The organism is Mycobacterium sp. GA-2829, from assembly GCF_001499965.1.
GTDB lineage: Bacteria > Actinomycetota > Actinomycetes > Mycobacteriales > Mycobacteriaceae > Mycobacterium.
Genome location: NZ_LQIT01000067.1, coordinates 15,120 through 30,804, shown reverse-complemented (window position 1 = coordinate 30,804; position 15,685 = coordinate 15,120). Strand labels below are relative to the sequence as shown.

The following is a 15,685-nucleotide window of genomic DNA, read 5'->3' as shown; positions in this document are numbered from 1 at the left end:
CCTCAGCGCTGCAACAACTCCAGAAGGTAAGCGCCATAACCGGATTTGAGCAGCTGCTGTCCCCGCGCGGCCAACTGATCGTCGTCGATGAACCCCACGCGCCACGCCACCTCCTCCGGCACCGAGATCTTCAACCCCTGCCTGCGTTCGATCGTGCGCACGAAATCGCTTGCGTCCAACAGTGAATCGAACGTCCCGGTATCGAGCCACGCGGTTCCCCGTGCGAGCACCTCGACGCTGAGCCGGCCCTGCTCCAGGTAGCGCTGGTTGATCTCGGTGATCTCGTACTCCCCGCGCGCCGACTTCCGCAGCGACCGCGCGATCTCGATGACGTCGTTGTCGTAGAAGTACAGCCCCGGCACCGCGTAGTGCGACTTCGGCGTCGCCGGCTTCTCCTCCAGCGACAGTGCGGTCCCGTCGTCGCCGAACTCGACCACCCCGTACGCCGACGGATTGGCCACCCAGTACGCGAAGATCGCACCCCCGGACACGTCGTGGAAGCGCCGCAACCCGGTCCCGAGTCCCGGCCCGTAGAAGATGTTGTCCCCCAACACGAGTGCCACCGAATCGGTGCCGATGTGATCCGCCCCGATCACGAACGCCTGCGCGAGCCCGTCCGGTTCGTCCTGCACCGCGTAGGTGATGTTCACGCCGAAAGCCGTTCCGTCACCGAGCAATCGGTGGAACGCCGGCGCGTCCTCGGCGGTGGTGATCACCTGGATGTCCTGGATACCCGCCATGATCAACGTGGACAGCGGGTAGTAGATCAGCGGTTTGTCGTACACCGGCAGCAGCTGTTTACTCGCCCCGAGCGTGATCGGGTACAGGCGGGTGCCCGACCCGCCCGCCAGGATGATCCCGCGCATCAGCCGGCCAGATCCTGTTCGCCGAGTTCGGTGGCGGCCAGCGCGGACGCCAGATCGGGATGCCGGAACACCGCCGTCACCTTGTCGTGGACGACGCGGAACGCCGACGCCCCCGCACCGGTCTCCCCCGTCACCGTCACGATCTGCTGTTCGGCGACCACCACCCCGTCCCGGATGTACAGCCTGCCCGGTTCGGCGTTGACGTCGAGGGCGTGCACCCAATCCCGCAGCGCCGCATGCCCTTGCACCGCGCCGTGCGCGTCGCCGATCTCGATGTCATCGCTGGACAACTCGAGCAGCGTGTCGAGGTCGCGGGCGTTGAGTGCGTCGTGCCAGGCGAGCACCGTCGCCTTCTCCGATGTGGTCATGATCGTGAAGGTACGCCACTCAGAACGGCGTCTGCTCCAGCCACCGATCCCAGATCGCCGTCTTGCCGAACGCCTCGAGCCCACTGTCGGCCAGCGTGCGGCGCCGCGCCACCGCCAGCAACAGGTCGGTGACCGGTCCCCGGACCGCGACGTCACCCTTACCGTGTTCGTGCGTCCAGTCGATGCCCTCTTCGGTACTGGTGATCATCCACTCCCCCACGCCGCCGAGACTCTCATCGGTGGCGTGCAGGTGCAGCGTCTGACCCCGCTCGAGCGGCGTGCCGTGCCTGCCCGCCTTCACCGCCGCCAGCTCGATCCACTCGCTGAGCGCATCGGCGGCGAGGTCGGGCGGCAGCTCATACGGCTTGCCGAGCGCGAGCGCCGCATCGGCCCGGTGCACGGCGACCTCATGCACACGCCGCCGGATCCACCACCCCGCCGGGCGCGGTCCCAGGAACGTCCACACCTTCGTCGACGATCCGACATTGTCGACCGCGCCGACGAGCAGCTCAACCCCGTCGCGCAGCCACTGGATCGCGGCGGCCGGGTCGTCGGGGGGTCTGCCGTCGCGCACCTCGCGCGGATCGAGCGGTTCGTTGCGCCGCTCCGCGACGATCTGTGCGGCCCAGCGGTTTCCGCGGCCGACGTGGCGGAACAGCTGTTTGAGCGTCCAGTCGCCGCAGGTGGCCACGGGTGTGTCCGGGTCACCCGCCGCGATCAGGTCACCGAAGTCGTTGGTCTGCTCGAGCAGAGCCGCTCGGAAGTCCACGTCACGAACCTAGCGCGGCGCGCGCGGTTCCGAGTGCGATCGGCAGAGTCGACCACCCGCGCAGCACGCGGGTGTCGCGGCGGCTGCCCGAGCCGGCGAGCTGGGCGTCCGGGAACCGGTCGAAGAACGTCCGCAACCCCACTTCGCCCTCGGCCCGCGCCAGCGCGGCGCCCAGGCAGAAGTGCCTGCCGCCGGAGAACGACAGATGCTTGCCGGCGTTGTCCCGCTCCACGTCGAAGCGGTGCGGATCGTCGAACACCTTGGGGTCGCGGTTGGCGCCGGCGAGGTGGATGATGGTCAGCTCGCCGCGCCGGACGGGCACCCCGGCCACCTCGATGTCGCGGCGCGCGATGCGGGCGCTCATCTGCACCGGCGAGTCCAGCCGCAGGATCTCCTCGACCGCCATGGGCCACAACTCCGGGCGCTCACGCAGCTTCGCCAGCTGATCGGGGTGGTCGAGCAGCATCTTGATGCCGTTGCCGAGCAGGTTGACCGTGGTCTCGAACCCGGCTGCCAGCACCAACCCGGCCGTCGCCTGCAGCTCCCGTTCGCTCAACCCGGCGCCGTCCTCGGTGGCCGAGATCAGCTGGCTGAGCAGATCGTCGCCGGGCTGGCGGCGCAGATCGGCGAGGTGGCGCTTCAGCCACGCGTTGAACCCGACGATGCCGCTGTGCACCCGCAGGTACTGCTGCCAGCTCAGCCCGATGTCCAGGCTCGGCGCGCCCAGCTCGCCATACCGCAGGATCTGGGCGCGGTCGGCGTCGGGGACACCGAGGACGTCGCTGATCACCGAAACCGGCAGCAGCGAGCAGTACCGCGCGACGATGTCGACGGGACCTGAACCGGTGGCGTCGCGCTCGAGGTCGTCGAGCAGCCGGTCCGCGGTGGCCTGGACGCCGTCGCGCAGTTGTGTGACCGCGCGGGTGGTGAACACCGAGGACACCAGCTTGCGGCAGCGGGTGTGGTCGGGCGGTTCGATGGACAGCAGCGACGGCGGTTCGATCGGATGCAGCAGCCCGGTGTCGGTGCGGTCGACGACCCAGCGCAGCGGTTTGGGCAGTTGACCGCCCAGCGAGGACACCCGGAAGTCGTCGGAGCGCAGCAGTTCGTTGGCGACGGCGTGGTCGAAGGTCATCAGGCCGGCCGCCCCGCGGATGATCGGCCCCTTCACCCGCTGCTCGTCGGCGAACGCGGCCGGCTCTCGCCGGACCGCCGGGTCGGCGATGAGACGCGCCTGTGGATCGCCGCGGCGCATCCCGAGCCGGGTCATCGTCCGCACGAAGCCGTGCAGCGCAACCCATCGGACCCGGTGCCGCAGCGTCGGTCTGGAGTCGTCCGCCATCACTCCACCTTAAGGACGGGTCGCAAGTCGTCCAACCGGTCGAACAGGTGCCAGATGTAGGCCGACGACCCGTCCTCGCGGTGGGGGTGCAGGTCGGCGAGGTCGGGGTCGTTGCGGTAGCTGTCGAAGGCTTCCTTGGACTCCCACTCCACGAGGATCAGCACCCGGCGGGGTTCGATGTCCCCGGTGACCGACTCACGGAACTTGCCGAGTGCCACCACGCGTCCGCCGTGCGCGGCCACCGCGGCCGGGGACCGCTTGGCGTAGGCGAGGTACTCCTCGCGGTCGGCGACGTCGAACAGGTTGAGCGCATACACCGGAGCCATATCCGGTGACGCTACCGCCCGACGTCAGCGCCCGAAGGACGGGAACGGCCAGATCGTGTCTCCGCCAGGCGAAGACGATCCGCCGCGGTCGTTCGACCCGCTCGAACCGGAACCCGAACCGGAGCCCGACTGCGATCCCGAGCCGTAGTCACCGCGACCCGAACTCGAACCCGAACCGCCCGACGGCGGGTAGTACGGATTGGACGGGACCTGCGGCACCGACGGCACCTGGGGCACCTGCGGTACGGACGGCACCTGCGGCGCGGGCGCGCGGGTCGGCTGCTGCGGAACGACGGTCCGCGTCGGCTGCTGCGGCCAGTCGTCGTCCTGGGCCGGCGGCTTCTGCGGGCTGGGCTGCCACGGCGGCTTCCACGGGTTCGGCCACGACGGGCGGTCGGGCTTGTCGTCACCGCGTGACGGCGGCCGGAAGATCGGCGGCAGCTGTGGACGCGGCAGCTGGATGACCGGCGGCGGCAGCTGGAATACCGGAGCCGGGACGACCACCGGGACCGGTGCGGGCGCGACCGGGGCCGGCGCCGGCCCCGGTCGCGCCCGCACCGGTCCCGGTGGTCGTCCCGGCTCCGGTATTCCAGCTGCCGCCGCCGGTCATCCAGCTGCCGCGTCCACAGCTGCCGCCGATCTTCCGGCCGCCGTCACGCGGTGACGACAAGCCCGACCGCCCGTCGTGGCCGAACCCGTGGAAGCCGCCGTGGCAGCCCAGCCCGCAGAAGCCGCCGGCCCAGGACGACGACTGGCCGCAGCAGCCGACGCGGACCGTCGTTCCGCAGCAGCCGACCCGCGCGCCCGCGCCGCAGGTGCCGTCCGTACCGCAGGTGCCCCAGGTGCCGTCGGTGCCGCAGGTCCCGTCCAATCCGTACTACCCGCCGTCGGGCGGTTCGGGTTCGAGTTCGGGTCGCGGTGACTACGGCTCGGGATCGCAGTCGGGCTCCGGTTCGGGTTCCGGTTCGAGCGGGTCGAACGACCGCGGCGGATCGTCTTCGCCTGGCGGAGACACGATCTGGCCGTTCCCGTCCTTCGGGCGCTGACGTCGGGCGGTAGCGTCACCGGATATGGCTCCGGTGTATGCGCTCAACCTGTTCGACGTCGCCGACCGCGAGGAGTACCTCGCCTACGCCAAGCGGTCCCCGGCCGCGGTGGCCGCGCACGGCGGACGCGTGGTGGCACTCGGCAAGTTCCGTGAGTCGGTCACCGGGGACATCGAACCCCGCCGGGTGCTGATCCTCGTGGAGTGGGAGTCCAAGGAAGCCTTCGACAGCTACCGCAACGACCCCGACCTCGCCGACCTGCACCCCCACCGCGAGGACGGGTCGTCGGCCTACATCTGGCACCTGTTCGACCGGTTGGACGACTTGCGACCCGTCCTTAAGGTGGAGTGATGGCGGACGACTCCAGACCGACGCTGCGGCACCGGGTCCGATGGGTTGCGCTGCACGGCTTCGTGCGGACGATGACCCGGCTCGGGATGCGCCGCGGCGATCCACAGGCGCGTCTCATCGCCGACCCGGCGGTCCGGCGAGAGCCGGCCGCGTTCGCCGACGAGCAGCGGGTGAAGGGGCCGATCATCCGCGGGGCGGCCGGCCTGATGACCTTCGACCACGCCGTCGCCAACGAACTGCTGCGCTCCGACGACTTCCGGGTGTCCTCGCTGGGCGGTCAACTGCCCAAACCGCTGCGCTGGGTCGTCGACCGCACCGACACCGGGCTGCTGCATCCGATCGAACCGCCGTCGCTGCTGTCCATCGAACCGCCCGACCACACCCGCTGCCGCAAGCTGGTGTCCTCGGTGTTCACCACCCGCGCGGTCACACAACTGCGCGACGGCGTCCAGGCCACCGCGGACCGGCTGCTCGACGACCTCGAGCGCGACGCCACCGGTTCAGGTCCCGTCGACATCGTCGCGCGGTACTGCTCGCTGCTGCCGGTTTCGGTGATCAGCGACGTCCTCGGTGTCCCCGACGCCGACCGCGCCCAGATCCTGCGGTATGGCGAGCTGGGCGCGCCGAGCCTGGACATCGGGCTGAGCTGGCAGCAGTACCTGCGGGTGCACAGCGGCATCGTCGGGTTCAACGCGTGGCTGAAGCGCCACCTCGCCGATCTGCGCCGCCAGCCCGGCGACGATCTGCTCAGCCAGCTGATCTCGGCCACCGAGGACGGCGCCGGGTTGAGCGAACGGGAGCTGCAGGCGACGGCCGGGTTGGTGCTGGCAGCCGGGTTCGAGACCACGGTCAACCTGCTCGGCAACGGCATCAAGATGCTGCTCGACCACCCCGATCAGCTGGCGAAGCTGCGTGAGCGCCCGGAGTTGTGGCCCATGGCGGTCGAGGAGATCCTGCGGCTGGACTCGCCGGTGCAGATGAGCGCCCGCATCGCGCGCCGCGACATCGAGGTGGCCGGGGTGCCCGTCCGGCGCGGCGAGCTGACCATCATCCACCTCGCCGGCGCCAACCGCGACCCCAAGGTGTTCGACGATCCGCACCGCTTCGACGTGGAGCGGGACAACGCCGGCAAGCATCTGTCGTTCTCCGGCGGCAGGCACTTCTGCCTGGGCGCCGCGCTGGCGCGGGCCGAGGGCGAAGTGGGGTTGCGGACGTTCTTCGACCGGTTCCCGGACGCCCAGCTCGCCGGCTCGGGCAGCCGCCGCGACACCCGCGTGCTGCGCGGGTGGTCGACTCTGCCGATCGCACTCGGAACCGCGCGCGCCGCGCTAGGTTCGTGACGTGGACTTCCGAGCGGCTCTGCTCGAGCAGACCAACGACTTCGGTGACCTGATCGCGGCGGGTGACCCGGACACACCCGTGGCCACCTGCGGCGACTGGACGCTCAAACAGCTGTTCCGCCACGTCGGCCGCGGAAACCGCTGGGCCGCACAGATCGTCGCGGAGCGGCGCAACGAACCGCTCGATCCGCGCGAGGTGCGCGACGGCAGACCCCCCGACGACCCGGCCGCCGCGATCCAGTGGCTGCGCGACGGGGTTGAGCTGCTCGTCGGCGCGGTCGACAATGTCGGATCGTCGACGAAGGTGTGGACGTTCCTGGGACCGCGCCCGGCGGGGTGGTGGATCCGGCGGCGTGTGCATGAGGTCGCCGTGCACCGGGCCGATGCGGCGCTCGCGCTCGGCAAGCCGTATGAGCTGCCGCCCGACCTCGCCGCCGATGCGCTCAGCGAGTGGATCGAGCTGGCGGCGGTGAAGGCGGGCAGGCACGGCACGCCGCTCGAGCGGGGTCAGACGCTGCACCTGCACGCCACCGATGAGAGTCTCGGCGGCGTGGGGGAGTGGATGATCACCAGTACCGAAGAGGGCATCGACTGGACGCACGAACACGGTAAGGGTGACGTCGCGGTCCGGGGACCGGTCACCGACCTGTTGCTGGCGGTGGCGCGGCGCCGCACGCTGGCCGACAGTGGGCTCGAGGCGTTCGGCAAGACGGCGATCTGGGATCGGTGGCTGGAGCAGACGCCGTTCTGAGTGGCGTACCTTCACGATCATGACCACATCGGAGAAGGCGACGGTGCTCGCCTGGCACGACGCACTCAACGCCCGCGACCTCGACACGCTGCTCGAGTTGTCCAGCGATGACATCGAGATCGGCGACGCGCACGGCGCGGTGCAAGGGCATGCGGCGCTGCGGGATTGGGTGCACGCCCTCGACGTCAACGCCGAACCGGGCAGGCTGTACATCCGGGACGGGGTGGTGGTCGCCGAACAGCAGATCGTGACGGTGACGGGGGAGACCGGTGCGGGGGCGTCGGCGTTCCGCGTCGTCCACGACAAGGTGACGGCGGTGTTCCGGCATCCCGATCTGGCGTCCGCGCTGGCCGCCACCGAACTCGGCGAACAGGATCTGGCCGGCTGATGCGCGGGATCATCCTGGCGGGCGGGTCGGGCACCCGCCTGTACCCGATCACGCTCGGGGCGAGTAAACAGCTGCTGCCGGTGTACGACAAACCGCTGATCTACTACCCGCTGTCCACGTTGATCATGGCGGGTATCCAGGACATCCAGGTGATCACCACCGCCGAGGACGCGCCGGCGTTCCACCGATTGCTCGGTGACGGAACGGCTTTCGGCGTGAACATCACCTACGCGGTGCAGGACGAACCGGACGGGCTCGCGCAGGCGTTCGTGATCGGGGCGGATCACATCGGCACCGATTCGGTGGCACTCGTGTTGGGGGACAACATCTTCTACGGGCCGGGACTCGGGACCGGGTTGCGGCGCTTCCACGACGTGTCCGGGGGTGCGATCTTCGCGTACTGGGTGGCCAATCCGTCGGCGTACGGGGTGGTCGAGTTCGGCGACGACGGGACCGCACTGTCGCTGGAGGAGAAGCCGGCGACGCCGAAGTCGCACTACGCGGTGCCGGGGCTGTACTTCTACGACAACGACGTCATCGAGATCGCGCGGTCGCTGCGGAAGTCGGCGCGCGGGGAGTACGAGATCACCGAGATCAACCAGCGCTACCTGGAGCAGGGCCGGCTCAGCGTCGAGGTGCTCGCACGGGGAACCGCGTGGCTCGATACCGGGACGTTCGATTCACTGTTGGACGCAAGCGATTTCGTGCGCACGATCGAACGCAGGCAGGGGTTGAAGATCTCGGTGCCGGAGGAGGTGGCGTGGCGCGTGGGGTTCATCGACGACGATCAGTTGGCCGCGCGGGGACAGCAGCTGCTCAAATCCGGTTATGGCGCTTACCTTCTGGAGTTGTTGCAGCGCTGAGGGGTCACGGCAGCCCCGGCAACACCTTGTCCAACGTCACCGGCAGATCCCGCACCCGCACACCCGTCGCGTTGTAGACCGCGTTGACCACCGCCGCCGCCGACCCCACGATCCCGATCTCCCCGGCGCCGCGCGATCCCATCGGATTCGCGTGCTCATCGGCCTCGTCCAGCCAGATCGCATCGATGTCGGCCACGTCGGCGTGCGCGCTGATGTGATACTCGGCCAGGTTCTGCGTCACGACGTGCCCGAACCGCGGATCCCGCACGCTCTCCTCGTGCAGCGCCATCGACAGGCCCATGGTCATCCCGCCGATCAACTGCGAGCGCAGCGTCCGCGCATTGATCGCTCGGCCGATCGAGAACACCCCGAGCATCCGCGGCACCCGGATCTCACCGGTGTCGCGGTTGACCCGCGCCTCCACGAAATGCGCGCCGAACGACTGCATCGTGATCGTCTCCGACTCCGGATTCTCCGGCGCCTCGGCCACCGTCGTCGCACCCACCGCAGGCGGATCGCCATGGTCCTGCCGGAATTGCCGCGCCGCCGCCACGATTGCCCGCCCCCACGAGTTGATGCCCGATGATCCGCCCGCCACCGACGCATCCGGTAGCGAACTGTCCCCGATCTGCAACTCGACCGCCGCGACGTCACAGCCCAACGCGTCCGCGGCGATCTGCGTCAACGTCGTCCACGTCCCGGTGCCGATGTCGGCGGCACCGATCTGCACGAGATACCGTCCCTCGGCGACATAGGTGATCCGCGCCGTGTTCCCCGGCATCTGCATCGCCGGATAGGTCGCCGACGCCACCCCGAGCCCGACGTACCAGTCACCCGACACCCGCTGCGCCGAAACAGGATTACGCTCCGACCAACCGAACCTCTCGGCCCCCAGCCGTAGACACTCCACGAGGTGCCGACCCGACCACGGGTTACCGGTCTCCGGGTCGACCTCGGGGTCGTTGCGGACGCGCAACTCGATCGGATCGATGCCGCACGCCTCCGCCAACTCGTCCATCGCGACCTCGGCGGCGTAGGTGCCGGGGCACTCACCCGGCGCGCGGAACCAGAACGGCACCGGCACATCGAGGGCGGCGAGTCTGTGTGCGGTGCGCCGGTTCGGCGCGGCGTACATCTTGCGCGACGTCACCGCGGTCTGCTCGGCGAATTCCTTGGCGGTCGAGGTCTGTTCGACCACTTCATGCGACAGGGCGGTCAGGATGCCGTCGCGGGACGCGCCGAGCCGGATGCGCTGAATGGTCGGCGTGCGGTAGCCCACCAGCGAGAACATCTGCTGGCGGGTCAGCGCCAGTTTCACCGGACGGCCGCCGCTGCGCTTGGCCGCCAGCAGCACCAGCACGTCGTGGGCGTGCGGCGCGCCCTTGGACCCGAACCCGCCGCCGACATGCGGTGCGATGACCCGCAGTTGGTCGACCTCGAGCCCGAGAATCGGTGCCAACGCCTTGCGCACCGCGTGCACGCCCTGCGTCGAGTCGTACATGGTGACACCATCGGGCGTCCACGTCGCGATCGCGGCATGCGGTTCCATCGGGTTGTTGTGCTCGATGGGCGTCGTATAGGTCTGGTCGACGGTCACCTCCGCCACGGCCAGCGCGGCGTCCACGTCGCCCTCGTCGGTGTCGGGAGGATACGACGGGTTGACGGACTCGGGTGTGTACAGGTCCGGATGGTCGGCCCGCAACTCCACGTCGTGTGGCTCTTCGGTGTACATCACCTGCACCAAAGCGGCTGCGTGACGGGCGATCTCGGCGGTCTCGGCGACGACACCGCCGATGATCTGCCCGCGGAAGTGCACCCTGTCGTCCTGCAGAATCGCCAGCTCGCCGTCGGAGGTGTCGGCGAGTGTGGGCGCGTCGAAGACGGTCAGCACGTCGAGCACGCCCTCGACCTCGCGGGCCGCGGCGACGTCCATGGCCGCGACCTGCCCACGCGCGACGATGGATTGGATCGCGTGCACGTACGCCGGGTTGTCCACCTGATGCTCGAAGGCGTATGGCGCGGTCCCGGTGACCTTGGCGCGGCCGTCGAGGCGGGCCAGCGGCGCGCCGATCGCCTGCGGTTCGAGGAGGGTCATCGGCGTCCCCGTTCGGTCAGCGTGCGGAGTTCGGCGATGAGCGTGCGGCGGGCCAACGCGACCTTGAACTCGTTACCCGGCTGCGGGTCGGCGGCCGATAGCTCGGCATCGGCGGCCGCGGCGAACGTCTCCTCAGTGGCCGGAGCGCCGGTGAGCACCTCCTCGGCGCGCCGAGCCCGCCACGGTTTGTGCGCCACACCGCCCAAAGCGATTCGCGCCGAGCCGATCTGGCCGCTTTCGTCCACACTGATCTCCGCGGCGACCGACACCAGCGCGAACGCGAACGACGCCCGGTCGCGGACCTTGCGGTAGTCCGACACGGCATCCGGGCGCGGGGAGGGTAGCTCGACCGCGGTGATCAGTTCACCGTGGTTCAGCACCGTGTCGCGGTGCGGTTCGTCGCCCGGCAGTCGGTAGAACTCGTCGATCGGGATCCGTCGTTCCCCGTCGGCGCCCTCAGCGACCACCACGCCGTCCAGCGCGCTCATCGCCACCGCCATGTCCGACGGGTGCACGGCGATGCAGTGCGGTGACGCGCCCAGGATCGCGTGGTAGCGCACATAGCCGCCGATCGCCGAGCAGCCGCTGCCCGGGGTGCGTTTGTTGCACGGGGTGGTCACGTCCTGGAAGTACACACATCGTGTGCGCTGCAACAGGTTTCCCGCGGTGGTGGCCGCGTTGCGCAGCTGACCCGACGCCGCCGAGAGCAGCGCCCGGGACAGCACGGGGTAGTGCGCACGGATCAGCGGGTGCGCGGCGAGGTCGCTGTTGCGGACGGTGGCGCCGACGCGCACACCGCCGTCGGCGGTCGTGGTGACCTCGTCGAGCGGCAACCGGCTGACATCGACGAGCAGGTCGGGAGCGGCGACCCCGAGCTTCATGTGGTCGACGAGGTTGGTGCCGCCGGCGAGGTACGCGGCGTCGGGGTGGGCGGTCAGGGTGGCGACGGCGTCGGCCGGGCTCTCGGCGAGGTGGTAGTCGAACGTCTTCACCGGGCGGCCCGTTCGATCGCGGCGACGATGTTCGGGTACGCCGCACAACGACACAGGTTGCCGCTCATCCGTTCCCGGATCTCGTCAGCGGTCAGTTCGGGGGAGGCCTCGAGGTCGTCGGAGACGACGCTCGGCGCGCCGGCCTTCACCTCGTCGAGCATGCCGACCGCCGAACAGATCTGGCCCGGTGTGCAGTAGCCGCACTGGAAGCCGTCCTCGTCGTGAAACGCCTGGGCGACCGGGTGCAGATCGTCACCTTCGCCCAGGCCGGCGGCGGTCGTGATGCGCGCACCGTCGGCGGCGACGGCGAACGTCAGGCAGGTGGTCACTCGGCGACCGTCGCGCAGCACGGTGCAGGACCCGCACTGGCCGTGGTCGCAGCCCTTCTTCGGGGCCGTCACACCGAGGTGTTCGCGGAGCGCGTCGAGCAGGGTCACACGGTTGTCGAGGCGCAGCGTGCGCTGTTGGCCGTCGACCTCGAGGGTCACGTCATGATGACCGGCGGGCTGGGTCATGGCGCGGGGGTACCCCGGGCCCCCCTGGCGAAACGTCGGGGGTGGCCAGGACGGCGGCGATCCCCGTCGTCAACGGCACCGACAGCGCCAGGGCGATACCGCCGACGGCCGAGCGCGCGATCTCGATGGCCACGCTCTCGCTGGTCAGCACGTCGCCCAGCGAGCGATTGGCGACGCTGAACAGCAGCAGCAACGGCAGCGCGCTGCCCGCATAAGCCAGCACCAGCGTGTAGACCGTGCTCGCGATGTGGTCACGGCCCACCCGCATCGCGCCGACGAACACCGCACGACGTGAACTGTTCTGCAGCCCGGCCAGTTCGAACACCGTCGACGCCTGCGTCACGGTCACGTCGTTGAGCACACCGAGCGAACCGATGATGAACCCGGCCAACAGCAGACCGGTGATCGACACACTGCCCAGATATGCGGCGACCTCGTTGTTCTGGTCCTCCGACAACCCGGTGAGGTGCACGAGTTCGATTGCCCCCCAGCTCAACACGGCGGCCAGCAGCAGCGAGGTCAGCGTGCCGAGCAGCGCTGCACTCGTGCGCAGGCTGACCCCGTGCGCCAGGTAGATGACGGCGTAGAGGATCGCCGCCGACGCCACCAACGCGACCGGGACGGCCGGTGCGCCGTCGCGCAGGGCGGGCAGCAGGAACACCACCAGCACCGCGAACGCGACGACGATCCCCACCAGTGCGCGCAGCCCCCGCCAGCGCGCCACCGCCACCACGACGATCGCGAACGCGGCGGCCAGCAGAGCCAGCGGCCAGCCGCGCGCGTAGTCGTAGAACGTGTAGGTGGTGGCGCCGTCGGGGGAGACCTGCCTGCTGATCCGGATGTCGTCGCCGGCGGCCAGCTGAGGCTGCCCGGGTCCGCCGCTGAACTCGAGCAGCGTGTTCGCGCCCGAGTTGGGGCCGGACGCGATCGCGACGAGCACCTGCACGCACTGCGAGCCGTCGTCCGGGGCCGGTGCGGGCGCGGAGGTGAGCACCTGACCCGCCGACGGGCTGCCGCAGCCGCCCAGGCTCGTCGAACGCACCTGCCCGGCCTCGGTGGTCACCGCGCCGCCCTCGGCGTTCTGGAAGGGCAGCGGAATGTCGGCTTGCTGGCCGCTCGGCCACAACACCGCCGCGCCGATCGCCACGGCGACCGCGATCACGACGAGCAGCCCGACGACGATCTTCGCGGCGAGAGGACCCAACGGAGAGGGCCCGCTCAACGAGTGCGAATGCGAGTGGTTGTGCGACACCTGAACAGGGTAGGGGGCGATCCTCGCAACGCCGAACGTGCGCTCAGTGCGGTCCTCGGCGCGATTTCTCGCAATGAGCGCACGTTCGGCGCAGGGGAGGCCCTACTGCCGGTAGCTCACCAGGAAGTTGCCCAGCCGTTCGATCGCGGCGGACAGGTCACGTGCCCACGGCAGCGTCACGATGCGCAGGTGATCCGGTGTGGGCCAATTGAATCCGGTGCCCTGCACCACCAGGATCTTCTCCTGCAGCAGCAGGTCGAGCACCAGCTGCTCGTCGTCGTGGATGTCGTAGACCTCGGGGTCCAGCCGCGGGAACGCGTACAGCGCCCCGGACGGCTTCACACAGGAGACGCCGGGGATCTCGTTGAGCTTCTCCCACGCCACGTCGCGCTGTTCGAGCAGCCGCCCACCGGGCAGCACGAGATCGTCGATGCTCTGATGGCCGCCGAGCGCGACCTGAATGGCATGTTGCGCAGGCACATTCGGGCACAGCCGCATGTTGGCAAGCAGGCTGATGCCCTCGATGAAACTGCTCGCGTGCTCCTTGGGCCCGGTGATCACCAGCCACCCCGACCGGTACCCGGCAACTCGGTAGGCCTTGGACAACCCGTTGAACGTCAACGTCAGCACGTCGGGGGCCAGCGACGCCAGCGATACGTGCTTGGCGTCGTCGTAGAGGATCTTGTCGTAGATCTCGTCGGCGAGCAGCAACAGCTGGTGCTTGCGCGCGAGGTTCGCGATGCCCTCGAGCGTCTCGCGGCTGTACACCGCGCCGGTCGGATTGTTCGGGTTGATCACGACGATCGCCTTGGTGCGATCGGTGATCTTGGATTCGATGTCGGCGACGTCGGGGTTCCAGCCTTGGGTCTCGTCGCACAGGTAGTGCACCGGGGTGCCGCCGGCCAGCGACGTGCACGCCGTCCACAGCGGGTAGTCCGGGGCGGGGATCAGCACCTGGTCGCCGTTGTCCAGCAGCGCCTGCAGCGTCATCTGGATCAGCTCGGAGACCCCGTTGCCGAGGTAGACGTCGTCGATGTCGAAGCGGGGGAACCCGTCGACGAGTTCGTAACGGGTGAACACGGCCCGGCGGGCGCTGACGATGCCCTTGGAATCGGAGTAGCCCTGCGCGGTCGGCAGCGCGGCGATGATGTCGCGCATGATCACGTCGGGCGCCTCGAAACCGAACGGCGCCGGGTTGCCGATGTTCAGCTTGAGGATGCGGTGCCCCTCGGCCTCCAGCCGCCCCGCGTGCTCGTGCACCGGGCCGCGGATCTCGTAGAGGACGTCCTGCAGTTTCGATGACTGTGTGAAGGTCCGGGGCCGTTGATGGCCCGCGGAATGCCACGTCGCGGGCGTCTGGGGCGTGGTCACGTCATCCATGGTGGCACTGTCGTCCAATCAATTAGTAATCCGGCGGTCAGGCGTAGGTGGCCGCGAGGTTGGTCACGGCGGTCCAGCGGTCGGCGAATTCGCGTGGGCCGAGCACGGTCTCGACGTGCGCGCCGACCGGGCGGAAGTGCTCCGGTTCGAGCAGGGCCAGCACCGTCGACTGGTCCCAGAACATCGTGCGCCCGCCGTACCCCGACTGCTCCCAGGTGTCGATCGCCCACGACGCCGACTCGTTGAGCAGGATCTGCTTGAGCGTGTTCGGCAGGCCGGTCGGGCCGAGGCCCTGCACCATTGCCAGCGTCGGGCCGTAGACGGTGCCCGCACAGCCCGCCCGGTTCGGGGTCGTATCGCAGTCGCCGCGCGGGACGTCGACGAACGTGTGGTCCAGGCCCGGAAGTTGTTCGTGGAACACCTTCTCGCAAGACGGCCGGTCGTAGACGCAGTTGAAGGATTCGCCCGCCTCCAGTTCCGGATCGCCTTCGATCGGACGCCCGGTGATCACGACGCGGCCGGTCTTGGCGCGGATCGCGGGGCCGTAGAACTGGTAGGAGGTGAACCCGCCGATGAGCAGCACGTCCACCCGCGCGCAGTCCGCCGTCGCGGCGATGATCTGCCGGACGAAGTCGTCGGACGGGGGTGTCGGCGGCGGCTCGACCGGCAGGAAGTTGTTCAGCCGGCTCATCAGCCTGCGGAACACCAGCACGTAGTCGCCGAACGTATCGGCGATGTCGCCCTCCGGACGGTTGACGGCGGCGCCCACGACCACCGGGATCGTGCGCTGGCCCGGTTCGGCCACCAGCCGGTTGATCGCCGACGCGCCGATTCCGGGCAGCGTGTAGCCCTCGGTGGTGACGATCGCCGCGACGTGCCGCGCCCCGATGACCGTCGGGATCGACATCAGGTCGTCGATGTCGAGGTCGGTGTCGACGACGACGCACGCGTCGACGGGGTCGGCGCTCGCGACGGGCGCCGACCACCCCAGCAGCGCTATCGCAGCCAGGGTGATCAGACGCCTCACGGTGTGTCGGCCGC

18 protein-coding genes are annotated in these 15,685 nt (G+C 69.6%); 6 read left to right on the top strand and 12 right to left on the bottom strand.

Going from position 1 to position 15,685, the window contains the following annotated elements:
- Window positions 1-2: 2 nt before the first annotated feature.
- Genes rfbA (AU194_RS27730) through AU194_RS27705 form a run of 6 tightly spaced genes read right to left on the bottom strand, consistent with a single transcriptional unit; the run spans window position 3 to window position 4,175 of the window.
- A complete protein-coding gene (gene rfbA / locus AU194_RS27730; protein WP_059092475.1) occupies window positions 3-866 on the bottom strand; it encodes a glucose-1-phosphate thymidylyltransferase RfbA in 864 nt (287 codons plus the stop codon).
- Window positions 866-1,234, bottom strand: coding sequence for a nuclear transport factor 2 family protein (locus AU194_RS27725; RefSeq protein WP_059092476.1), 369 nt, complete (start codon window positions 1,232-1,234; stop codon window positions 866-868). The genes rfbA (AU194_RS27730) and AU194_RS27725 overlap by 1 nt, the downstream gene beginning before the upstream one ends.
- Window positions 1,235-1,253: 19 nt before the next feature.
- The gene (locus tag AU194_RS27720; RefSeq protein ID WP_059092477.1) at window positions 1,254-2,003 is read right to left on the bottom strand and encodes a maleylpyruvate isomerase family mycothiol-dependent enzyme; all 750 of its coding nucleotides are present in this window, start codon (window positions 2,001-2,003) and stop codon (window positions 1,254-1,256) included.
- Window position 2,004: 1 nt separating this feature from the next.
- Window positions 2,005-3,345 (bottom strand): cytochrome P450, encoded by a 1,341-nt coding sequence (locus AU194_RS27715; protein WP_197417766.1) that lies wholly within the window; start codon window positions 3,343-3,345, stop codon window positions 2,005-2,007.
- The gene (locus tag AU194_RS27710; RefSeq protein WP_059092479.1) at window positions 3,345-3,671 is read right to left on the bottom strand and encodes a DUF1330 domain-containing protein; all 327 of its coding nucleotides are present in this window, start codon (window positions 3,669-3,671) and stop codon (window positions 3,345-3,347) included. Before AU194_RS27710 ends, AU194_RS27715 begins: the two co-directional genes overlap by 1 nt.
- Window positions 3,672-3,695: 24 nt before the next feature.
- Window positions 3,696-4,175 carry a hypothetical protein gene (locus tag AU194_RS27705; RefSeq protein ID WP_059092481.1) on the bottom strand — a complete coding sequence of 160 codons (480 nt, stop codon included), beginning with the start codon at window positions 4,173-4,175 and terminating at the stop codon, window positions 3,696-3,698.
- 8 nt (window positions 4,176-4,183) lie between these two features.
- Between AU194_RS27705 and AU194_RS27700 the strand changes: the two genes are divergently transcribed.
- The 6 genes from AU194_RS27700 to rfbA (AU194_RS27675) are packed head-to-tail and all read left to right on the top strand — an operon-like array spanning window position 4,184 to window position 8,410.
- Window positions 4,184-4,717 (top strand): hypothetical protein, encoded by a 534-nt coding sequence (locus AU194_RS27700; protein ID WP_059092480.1) that lies wholly within the window; start codon window positions 4,184-4,186, stop codon window positions 4,715-4,717.
- Between the two features lie 24 nt (window positions 4,718-4,741).
- On the top strand, window positions 4,742-5,068 hold the full coding sequence (locus AU194_RS27695; RefSeq protein WP_059092479.1) for a DUF1330 domain-containing protein: 327 nt from the start codon (window positions 4,742-4,744) through the stop codon (window positions 5,066-5,068).
- Window positions 5,068-6,408 carry a cytochrome P450 gene (locus tag AU194_RS27690; RefSeq protein WP_197417766.1) on the top strand — a complete coding sequence of 447 codons (1,341 nt, stop codon included), beginning with the start codon at window positions 5,068-5,070 and terminating at the stop codon, window positions 6,406-6,408. The genes AU194_RS27695 and AU194_RS27690 overlap by 1 nt, the downstream gene beginning before the upstream one ends.
- Before the next feature lies 1 nt (window position 6,409).
- Entirely contained in the window at window positions 6,410-7,159 is a 750-nt protein-coding gene (locus AU194_RS27685; protein WP_059092477.1) for a maleylpyruvate isomerase family mycothiol-dependent enzyme, read from the top strand.
- A 19-nt stretch (window positions 7,160-7,178) separates the two neighbouring features.
- Window positions 7,179-7,547 (top strand): nuclear transport factor 2 family protein, encoded by a 369-nt coding sequence (locus tag AU194_RS27680; protein WP_059092476.1) that lies wholly within the window; start codon window positions 7,179-7,181, stop codon window positions 7,545-7,547.
- Window positions 7,547-8,410 (top strand): glucose-1-phosphate thymidylyltransferase RfbA, encoded by an 864-nt coding sequence (rfbA, locus tag AU194_RS27675; RefSeq protein ID WP_059092475.1) that lies wholly within the window; start codon window positions 7,547-7,549, stop codon window positions 8,408-8,410. The genes AU194_RS27680 and rfbA (AU194_RS27675) overlap by 1 nt, the downstream gene beginning before the upstream one ends.
- A 4-nt stretch (window positions 8,411-8,414) precedes the next feature.
- Here rfbA (AU194_RS27675) and AU194_RS27670 read toward each other — a convergent pair whose 3' ends face one another.
- The 6 genes from AU194_RS27670 to AU194_RS27645 all read right to left on the bottom strand — a co-directional run bounded on the left by AU194_RS27670 (window position 8,415) and on the right by AU194_RS27645 (window position 15,671).
- The gene (locus AU194_RS27670) at window positions 8,415-10,505 is read right to left on the bottom strand and encodes a xanthine dehydrogenase family protein molybdopterin-binding subunit (RefSeq protein ID WP_059092474.1); all 2,091 of its coding nucleotides are present in this window, start codon (window positions 10,503-10,505) and stop codon (window positions 8,415-8,417) included.
- The gene (locus AU194_RS27665; RefSeq protein WP_059092473.1) at window positions 10,502-11,497 is read right to left on the bottom strand and encodes a xanthine dehydrogenase family protein subunit M; all 996 of its coding nucleotides are present in this window, start codon (window positions 11,495-11,497) and stop codon (window positions 10,502-10,504) included. Before AU194_RS27665 ends, AU194_RS27670 begins: the two co-directional genes overlap by 4 nt.
- Window positions 11,494-12,012, bottom strand: coding sequence for a 2Fe-2S iron-sulfur cluster-binding protein (locus AU194_RS27660; protein ID WP_059092472.1), 519 nt, complete (start codon window positions 12,010-12,012; stop codon window positions 11,494-11,496). The genes AU194_RS27665 and AU194_RS27660 overlap by 4 nt, the downstream gene beginning before the upstream one ends.
- Window positions 11,987-13,264: a YibE/F family protein gene (locus tag AU194_RS27655; RefSeq protein ID WP_059092471.1), complete on the bottom strand. Its 1,278-nt coding sequence runs from the start codon at window positions 13,262-13,264 to the stop codon at window positions 11,987-11,989. Before AU194_RS27655 ends, AU194_RS27660 begins: the two co-directional genes overlap by 26 nt.
- Before the next feature lie 102 nt (window positions 13,265-13,366).
- Window positions 13,367-14,644, bottom strand: a complete 1,278-nt coding sequence (locus tag AU194_RS27650) for a pyridoxal phosphate-dependent aminotransferase (RefSeq protein ID WP_059092470.1) — start codon at window positions 14,642-14,644, stop codon at window positions 13,367-13,369.
- 37 nt (window positions 14,645-14,681) lie between these two features.
- Window positions 14,682-15,671, bottom strand: a complete 990-nt coding sequence (locus tag AU194_RS27645; protein WP_059092469.1) for a nucleoside hydrolase — start codon at window positions 15,669-15,671, stop codon at window positions 14,682-14,684.
- Window positions 15,672-15,685: the final 14 nt, after the last annotated feature.

Excerpts from the sequence above, each read along its gene's own strand:
- rfbA (WP_059092475.1), bottom strand. The coding sequence starts at position 866 with ATGCGCGGGATCATCCTGGCGGGCGGGTCGGGCACCCGCCTGTACCCG.
- AU194_RS27725 (WP_059092476.1), bottom strand. The coding sequence starts at position 1,234 with ATGACCACATCGGAGAAGGCGACGGTGCTCGCCTGGCACGACGCACTC.
- AU194_RS27715 (WP_197417766.1), bottom strand. The coding sequence starts at position 3,345 with ATGGCGGACGACTCCAGACCGACGCTGCGGCACCGGGTCCGATGGGTT.
- AU194_RS27710 (WP_059092479.1), bottom strand. The coding sequence starts at position 3,671 with ATGGCTCCGGTGTATGCGCTCAACCTGTTCGACGTCGCCGACCGCGAG.
- AU194_RS27695 (WP_059092479.1), top strand. The coding sequence starts at position 4,742 with ATGGCTCCGGTGTATGCGCTCAACCTGTTCGACGTCGCCGACCGCGAG.
- AU194_RS27690 (WP_197417766.1), top strand. The coding sequence starts at position 5,068 with ATGGCGGACGACTCCAGACCGACGCTGCGGCACCGGGTCCGATGGGTT.
- AU194_RS27680 (WP_059092476.1), top strand. The coding sequence starts at position 7,179 with ATGACCACATCGGAGAAGGCGACGGTGCTCGCCTGGCACGACGCACTC.
- rfbA (WP_059092475.1), top strand. The coding sequence starts at position 7,547 with ATGCGCGGGATCATCCTGGCGGGCGGGTCGGGCACCCGCCTGTACCCG.
- AU194_RS27670 (WP_059092474.1), bottom strand. The coding sequence starts at position 10,505 with ATGACCCTCCTCGAACCGCAGGCGATCGGCGCGCCGCTGGCCCGCCTC.
- AU194_RS27660 (WP_059092472.1), bottom strand. The coding sequence starts at position 12,012 with ATGACCCAGCCCGCCGGTCATCATGACGTGACCCTCGAGGTCGACGGC.
- AU194_RS27650 (WP_059092470.1), bottom strand. The coding sequence starts at position 14,644 with ATGGATGACGTGACCACGCCCCAGACGCCCGCGACGTGGCATTCCGCG.